Origin of the sequence: Microbacterium sp. CPCC 204701 (assembly GCF_004010105.1) — a bacterium.
GTDB lineage: Bacteria > Actinomycetota > Actinomycetes > Actinomycetales > Microbacteriaceae > Microbacterium.
Genome location: NZ_RRYE01000186.1, coordinates 1 through 5,928, shown reverse-complemented (window position 1 = coordinate 5,928; position 5,928 = coordinate 1). Strand labels below are relative to the sequence as shown.

Annotated in this window: 6 protein-coding genes; 5 read left to right on the top strand and 1 reads right to left on the bottom strand. The window is 70.9% G+C overall.

Translation table 11 applies throughout. The features are described 5' to 3' along the window. The first annotated feature begins 102 nt into the window (after nucleotides 1-102). Nucleotides 103-1,536 carry a hypothetical protein gene (locus EIO58_RS11355; protein WP_205789236.1) on the top strand — a complete coding sequence of 478 codons (1,434 nt, stop codon included), beginning with the start codon at nucleotides 103-105 and terminating at the stop codon, nucleotides 1,534-1,536. 3 nt (nucleotides 1,537-1,539) lie between these two features. Here EIO58_RS11355 and EIO58_RS11350 read toward each other — a convergent pair whose 3' ends face one another. After that, complete coding sequence (locus EIO58_RS11350; RefSeq protein ID WP_127819632.1) at nucleotides 1,540-1,932, bottom strand: phage holin family protein; 393 nt, start codon at nucleotides 1,930-1,932, stop codon at nucleotides 1,540-1,542. An 82-nt stretch (nucleotides 1,933-2,014) separates the two neighbouring features. On the opposite strand from EIO58_RS11350, the gene EIO58_RS11345 reads away from it, so the two are divergent. The 4 genes from EIO58_RS11345 to EIO58_RS11330 all read left to right on the top strand — a co-directional run. Beyond that, on the top strand, nucleotides 2,015-3,127 hold the full coding sequence (locus tag EIO58_RS11345; protein ID WP_127819631.1) for a histidinol-phosphate transaminase: 1,113 nt from the start codon (nucleotides 2,015-2,017) through the stop codon (nucleotides 3,125-3,127). A 61-nt stretch (nucleotides 3,128-3,188) separates the two neighbouring features. Beyond that, nucleotides 3,189-4,313 (top strand): thiamine pyrophosphate-dependent dehydrogenase E1 component subunit alpha, encoded by a 1,125-nt coding sequence (locus EIO58_RS11340; protein WP_127819634.1) that lies wholly within the window; start codon nucleotides 3,189-3,191, stop codon nucleotides 4,311-4,313. An 80-nt stretch (nucleotides 4,314-4,393) separates the two neighbouring features. After that, the gene (locus tag EIO58_RS11335; protein ID WP_127819633.1) at nucleotides 4,394-5,359 is read left to right on the top strand and encodes an alpha-ketoacid dehydrogenase subunit beta; all 966 of its coding nucleotides are present in this window, start codon (nucleotides 4,394-4,396) and stop codon (nucleotides 5,357-5,359) included. A gap of 114 nt (nucleotides 5,360-5,473) precedes the next feature. Further along, on the top strand, nucleotides 5,474-5,928 hold a 455-nt coding region (locus tag EIO58_RS11330; RefSeq protein WP_342447975.1), incomplete at its 3' end, for a biotin/lipoyl-containing protein.

The window sequence follows — 5,928 nt, the reverse complement described above, 5'->3', positions numbered from 1 at the left end:
CGTCGCCGAGACCGCGCGGACGGATGCGGCGCACGCTCGTGATCGCGCCGCCCTCCGCGAGGCCGACGCCTACGCGGCGGCCTTCGCTCCGGCGGGCGCACGATGAGCGGCGAACTGCCCGAGGGCGACCTCGTGCCCGACGCCGGCCGCAAGGGCGACGTCGATGTCGGCGGGTCCCTGAGCGAGATGGTCGAGGCCTGGCCGCGAGTCGGCACCGGACTCGAGATCCGGGGCGGCGGGGCCGTGGCCGTCGACACCGGCTCCCTGCGCCGCACGGCTGCGCTGTTCGTGGCCGCAGAGGCGGAGCTCGACGCAGTCTGCCGACGGCTCGGCACTCCCCAAGGCGTGCTGCTGAGCCTGCGCGAGCAGGCGTGGGATGCGTTCTCGTCGACGACCGTGCTGTTCCAGCGGCTGGTCGAGGTCGGAGCGGAGGCCGAGAGCATCGCTGCGGCGCTGCGCGAAGCGGCCATCGCGTACGAGCTCGTCGAATTGAACGCCGAGCACCGCGTGGCGGTGATGGCGGGCGACCATGCCCGGGCGGCGGCGATCGATGAGCGGATGACGCACCTGAGCGAACAGCACCCCGACGCGTGGGGGAAAGCTCTCGGACTCGAGTTCGACCGCGCGGTCAACTGGCCCGGCGAGCTCGTTCGGCAGGCCGCCGAGAGCGGGCTCGTCGTCGGCTCCGAGGTCGGCGGTCCCGCCGGGGTGGGCATCGGCGCCGCCATGGGTCTCGGCACCATCGCGGGCGCCGCGGTGCTCGGGATCGGAGGTCAGGGCCTCCTCTCCCGCGACGCGCGTCTCACCGGGCAGGCGGGCCCGGTGACCCTCACCACGGTGCGCCCGGTGGCAGTGGCGGGTGCGCCGCAGAGCCTGGCAGCGGTCGTGCAGCGGATGCCGGGGGCCGGAGAATCCCGTGTGCGCGTCGAAAGGTACACGATGCCCGACGGCTCGAAGCAGTTCGCGGTCTACATCGCCGGGATGCAGTCGTTCGCCTACGGAGGAAACGATCCGTGGGACAACCGGGCGAATCACGAGCTCTTCACCGGCCGCGAGTCGGAATCGTTCGCCGCGACGAAGCAGGCACTGGCCGACGCGGGCGCGGAACCGGGCGACGTCGTCCACGCCTTCGGACACTCGCAGGGGGCGATGATCGGGTCGCATCTGGCGCTCGAAGGCGACTACGACGCGCGCACGCTCGTCACCTTCGGCAGCCCGGTCGCAGCCGACGTCGGAACGAGCACGCTCAGCGTGACGCTGCGCCACACCGACGACCCGGTGGCGGCGCTCGCCGGCGGTGGGCACAACGCCCCCGTCGGTGCACCCGGCAGCTTCGTGGCCGAGCGCGTGGCCGACACCGGGATCGGTCTCGAGGACGCCGGCGTACCCGGCCACCGGATGATCGCCTACGCCGAGACCGCGGCGCTGATCGACGCCTCGACCGACCCGCGCGTCGATGGTCTGCGTGAGGTGTTCGACGAATTGAGCGCCGCCGAGTCCGTCGAGGTCACCGAGTACGCCGCGACCCGCGGCTGAACGTCAGCTTTTCGAGCGCGGGCGCAGGATGATGCCGAAGACCCAGTTGATGAGCGAGATGATGATCGCCGCGACGACGCCCCACCAGAAGTCCTCGACGCGCAGGCCCCAGTTCCAGAAGCCCGTGATCCACGCGGTCAGCCACAGCAGGAACGCGTTGATGATGAGGCCGATGAGGCCGAGTGTCAGGATGTACAGCGGGAAGGCCAGCACCTTGATGACGGTGCCGATGACCGTGTTGACCAGCGCGAAGATCGCGGCGACGAGCAGCAGTGTGAGCACCAGCTGCAGAGTCTCGCCCGGAGCGAACGGGATCACGAAGACCTGCAGCGCGGGGATCAGGGTCACGACCCAGATGGCGAAGGCGTTGATCACGACGCGGATGAGAAAGCCCATAGTGGGCCCAGTCTGGCATGCCCGTCGACCCGCGAAAAGGCGCGGAGGGGCCGGCATCCGTCGTCGCTCGTAGACTCGGGGCGTGACCGACGCGCCCGACATCCCCGTACGCGTGCGCCCCGAAGTGGCCGCACTGCCGCCCTACAAGCAGGGCCGGCAGGCCGGCGCCGAGGCGTTCAAGCTCTCGAGCAACGAGAACCCCTTCGATCCCCTCCCCGGCGTTCTCGAGCGGCTGCGGGCGGCGACGGCGCTGAACCGATATCCGGATGCCTCGGCGACCCGCCTTCGCGAGCGCCTGGCCGAGCGGTTCGGGGTCGGCGTCGATGCCGTGCACATCGGGGCGGGCAGCGTCTCGATCCTCGCGCAGCTCGTGCAGGCGACGTGCGGCCCGGGCGACGAGCTCGTCTACGCGTGGCGGTCGTTCGAGGCGTACCCGTGGCTCGCGGTGGTCGCAGGCGCGACCGCGGTGCACGTGCCGCTGGGCGGAGGTGCGCGCCACGACCTCGATGCGATGGCCGAGGCGATCACGGAGCGCACCCGGGCCGTCATCGTGTGCAGCCCGAACAACCCGACGGGACCGATCGTCACGCAGGCCGAGTTCGACGCGTTCGTGGAGCGGGTCCCGTCCGACGTGCTGGTGATCCTCGACGAGGCGTACGCCGAGTTCGTCACCGCCCCCGACGCCGTGAACGGCCTGCGTGAGCCCGGCGGGCCGCGGCGGCCGAACGTCGTCGTCCTGCGGACCTTCTCGAAGGCGTACGGACTCGCAGGTCTCCGCGTCGGCTACGCCGTCGGCCACCCCCGCGTGCTCGACGCGGCCCGCAGCACCGCGATCCCCCTCTCGGTCACCGCGCACGCCGAAGAGGCGGCGCTCGCGAGCCTCGAGGCGGAGGCCGAGCTGCTCGAGCGGGTGCGCGAGATCGCGGGGCGTCGTGATCGACTGGCGGCCGCGCTGCGCGACGCCGGGTGGAGCATCCCCGACGCGCAGGGCAACTTCGTGTGGCTGCCCAGCGGCGATGAGACGCTGACGTTCGCGTCGGCATTCGAAGAGGCGGGCCTCATCGTCCGCCCGTTCGCCGGCGATGGCATCCGGATCTCGGTCGGCGAGGAGGGATCTGTCGATAAGGTCCTACGGATCGCGACATCCGTTGTGATGGACCTCCCAGAGGGTCATCCGGGGCGGCGGCTAGCGTAGAACGGTGACTTCGCCCGAAGATTCGGTGACGACCGACGCCACGGCGCCCTCGGCACACACCCTGCCCGATGATCCGGCCCTCGTCCGCTTCCTCCAGGCGGACGGCACGTTCGCGCCGAGTCCGGCCGCGGAACGCTACCTCGATCTCGTCGAAGGCCTCGCCGACGCCGACCTCGAGCAGTTCTACCGCGATATGGCCGTCATCCGCGCGTTCGACGTGCAGGCGACCAACCTGCAGCGGCAGGGCCAGCTGGCGCTGTGGCCCCCGAGCTACGGCCAGGAGGCCGCGCAGGTCGGCTCGGCGCGGGCGGCCCGCCCCCAGGACCACCTCTTCCCGTCGTACCGCGAGCACGTGGTGACCAAGATCCGCGGCGTCGACCCGATCGACATCATCCGGCTCATGCGCGGACTCACGCACGGCGGCTGGAACCCGTTCGACCCGAAGAACGGCAACACCCATATCTACACGCTCGTGCTCGGGGCCCAGACGCTGCACGCCACGGGCTTCGGCATGGGGTTGACGCTCGACGGCCGCTGCGGCACCGGTGACCCGGAGCGCGACGAGGCCGTCATCGTCTACTACGGCGACGGAGCGTCGAGCCAGGGCGACGTGCATGAGGCCATGGTCTTCGCCAACAGCTACCGCACCCCCGAGGTGTTCTTCCTCCAGAACAACCAGTGGGCGATCTCGGTGCCGGTGTCGACGCAGTCGCGCTCGCCGCTGTACAAGCGTGGCGAGGGCTACGGGATGCCGAGCATCCCGATCGACGGCAACGACGTGCTCGCGAGCTGGGCCGTCACCCGCAGCGCGCTCGACGAGGCGCGCGCCGGCGAGGGCCCGCGTGCGATCGAGGCGATGACGTACCGGCTCGGAGCGCACACCACCAGCGACGACCCGACGAAGTACCGCACGTCCGGCGAGGAGGAGTCGTGGCGTCGCCGCGATCCGATCGCCCGCATGAAGGCGCACCTCCTCGCGCGCGGCGCGTCGGAGGAGTTCTTCGCGGACGTGGATGCCGAGTCCCAGGCCCTCGCCGACGACACCCGCACGCGCACGAACGCGCTCGGCGGTCTCGAGGCCGACAGCATGTTCGCGCACGTGTACTCGGAGCCGCATCCGCTGATCGACGAGCAGCGGCGGTGGCTCGCCGACTACGAGGCATCCTTCGAGGGAGGCGCATCGTGACCGTGCAATCCCGGTCGTTGAGCGAGGAGCGCAGCGACGAGACGAAACGCCCCGTGCCCACGGCATCCGCCGTCCAGACCATGCCGCTCAGCCGTGCCATCAACGCGGGCCTGCGTGCGGCGATGGCTGCAAGCGATCGCGTCCTGCTCATGGGCGAAGACATCGGCAAGCTCGGCGGCGTCTTCCGGGTCACCGAAGGACTGGTGGCCGAGTTCGGCGACCGCCGCGTGCTCGACACGCCGCTCGCGGAATCGGGCATCGTGGGCACCGCGATCGGCCTCGCGATGGCGGGCTTCCGTCCGGTCGTCGAGATCCAGTTCGACGGTTTCGTCTTCCCCGCGTTCGACCAGATCACGACGCAACTCGCGAAGATCACCAACCGCCACGAGGGCGCGGTGCAGATGCCCGTCGTCATCCGCATCCCGTACGGCGGGCACATCGGCGCGGTCGAGCACCACCAGGAGAGCCCCGAGGCGTACTTCACGCACACCGCCGGACTCCGGGTCGTGAGCCCCTCGACGCCGAACGACGGGTACTGGATGATCCAGGACGCGATCGCGTCGGCCGATCCCGTGATCTTCCTCGAGCCCAAGAGCAAATACTGGCAGAAGGGCGAGGTCGACACGTCGGCCCGTGCGCTGCCGCTGCACGCGTCGCGCGTCGTGCGCCGCGGCACCGACGTCACCCTCGTCGGGCACGGCGCGATGGTGACGACGCTGCTGCAGGCCGCGTCGCTCGCCGAGTCCGAGGGCACGTCGTGCGAGGTCGTCGACCTGCGGTCGCTGTCGCCGGTCGACTACGGGCCCATCCTCGACTCGGTGCGCCGCACCGGCCGCATGGTCTACGCACAGGAGGCACCGGGCTTCACGAGCCTGGGCTCTGAGGTAGCCGCGACCGTCATGGAGAAGGCGTTCTACGCCCTCGAGGCGCCGGTGCTGCGCGTGTCGGGCTTCGACGCACCCTTCCCCGCCGCGAAGCTCGAGGGGTCGTACCTGCCCGACGCCGACCGCGTCCTCGAAGCCGTCGACCGCGCCTTGGCCTACTGACCATGCCCCTCTTCCCGCGAGAGTGCACCTGATGGACGAGAGTGTGGGTAGTTGCCTACCCCTCGTCCGTCAGCTGTACTCTCGCGGGCAGGCAGCGGCTGAAAGGGACCGAACATGAGCACTCAGACCTTCCTCCTCCCCGACGTCGGCGAAGGACTGACCGAGGCCGAGATCGTGCAGTGGCGGGTGCGCCAGGGCGACACGGTCGCCGTCAACGACGTGCTCGTCGAGATCGAGACGGCGAAGTCGCTGGTCGAGCTGCCGTCGCCGTTCGCGGGCACCGTCGGCGAGGTGCTCGCGGCCGAGGGCGAGACCGTGAACGTCGGGGCGCCGATCATCACGATCGCCTCGACGACGGATGCCGCAGGCCCGACGATCGTCGGTCAGTCCGAGCACGGCGGGCCCAGCGACCCGTCGGCGGACGGCGGCGAGGGTGCGGTGCTCGTGGGCTACGGCACCGGCGGTCACGTGCAGTCGCGTCGCCGCAAGCCCGCGGCTCCGGCCGAGCAGCGGGTCGCGGCATCCGTCGGCGTCGTCGCGAAGCCGCCGATCCGCAAGCTCGCGCGCGA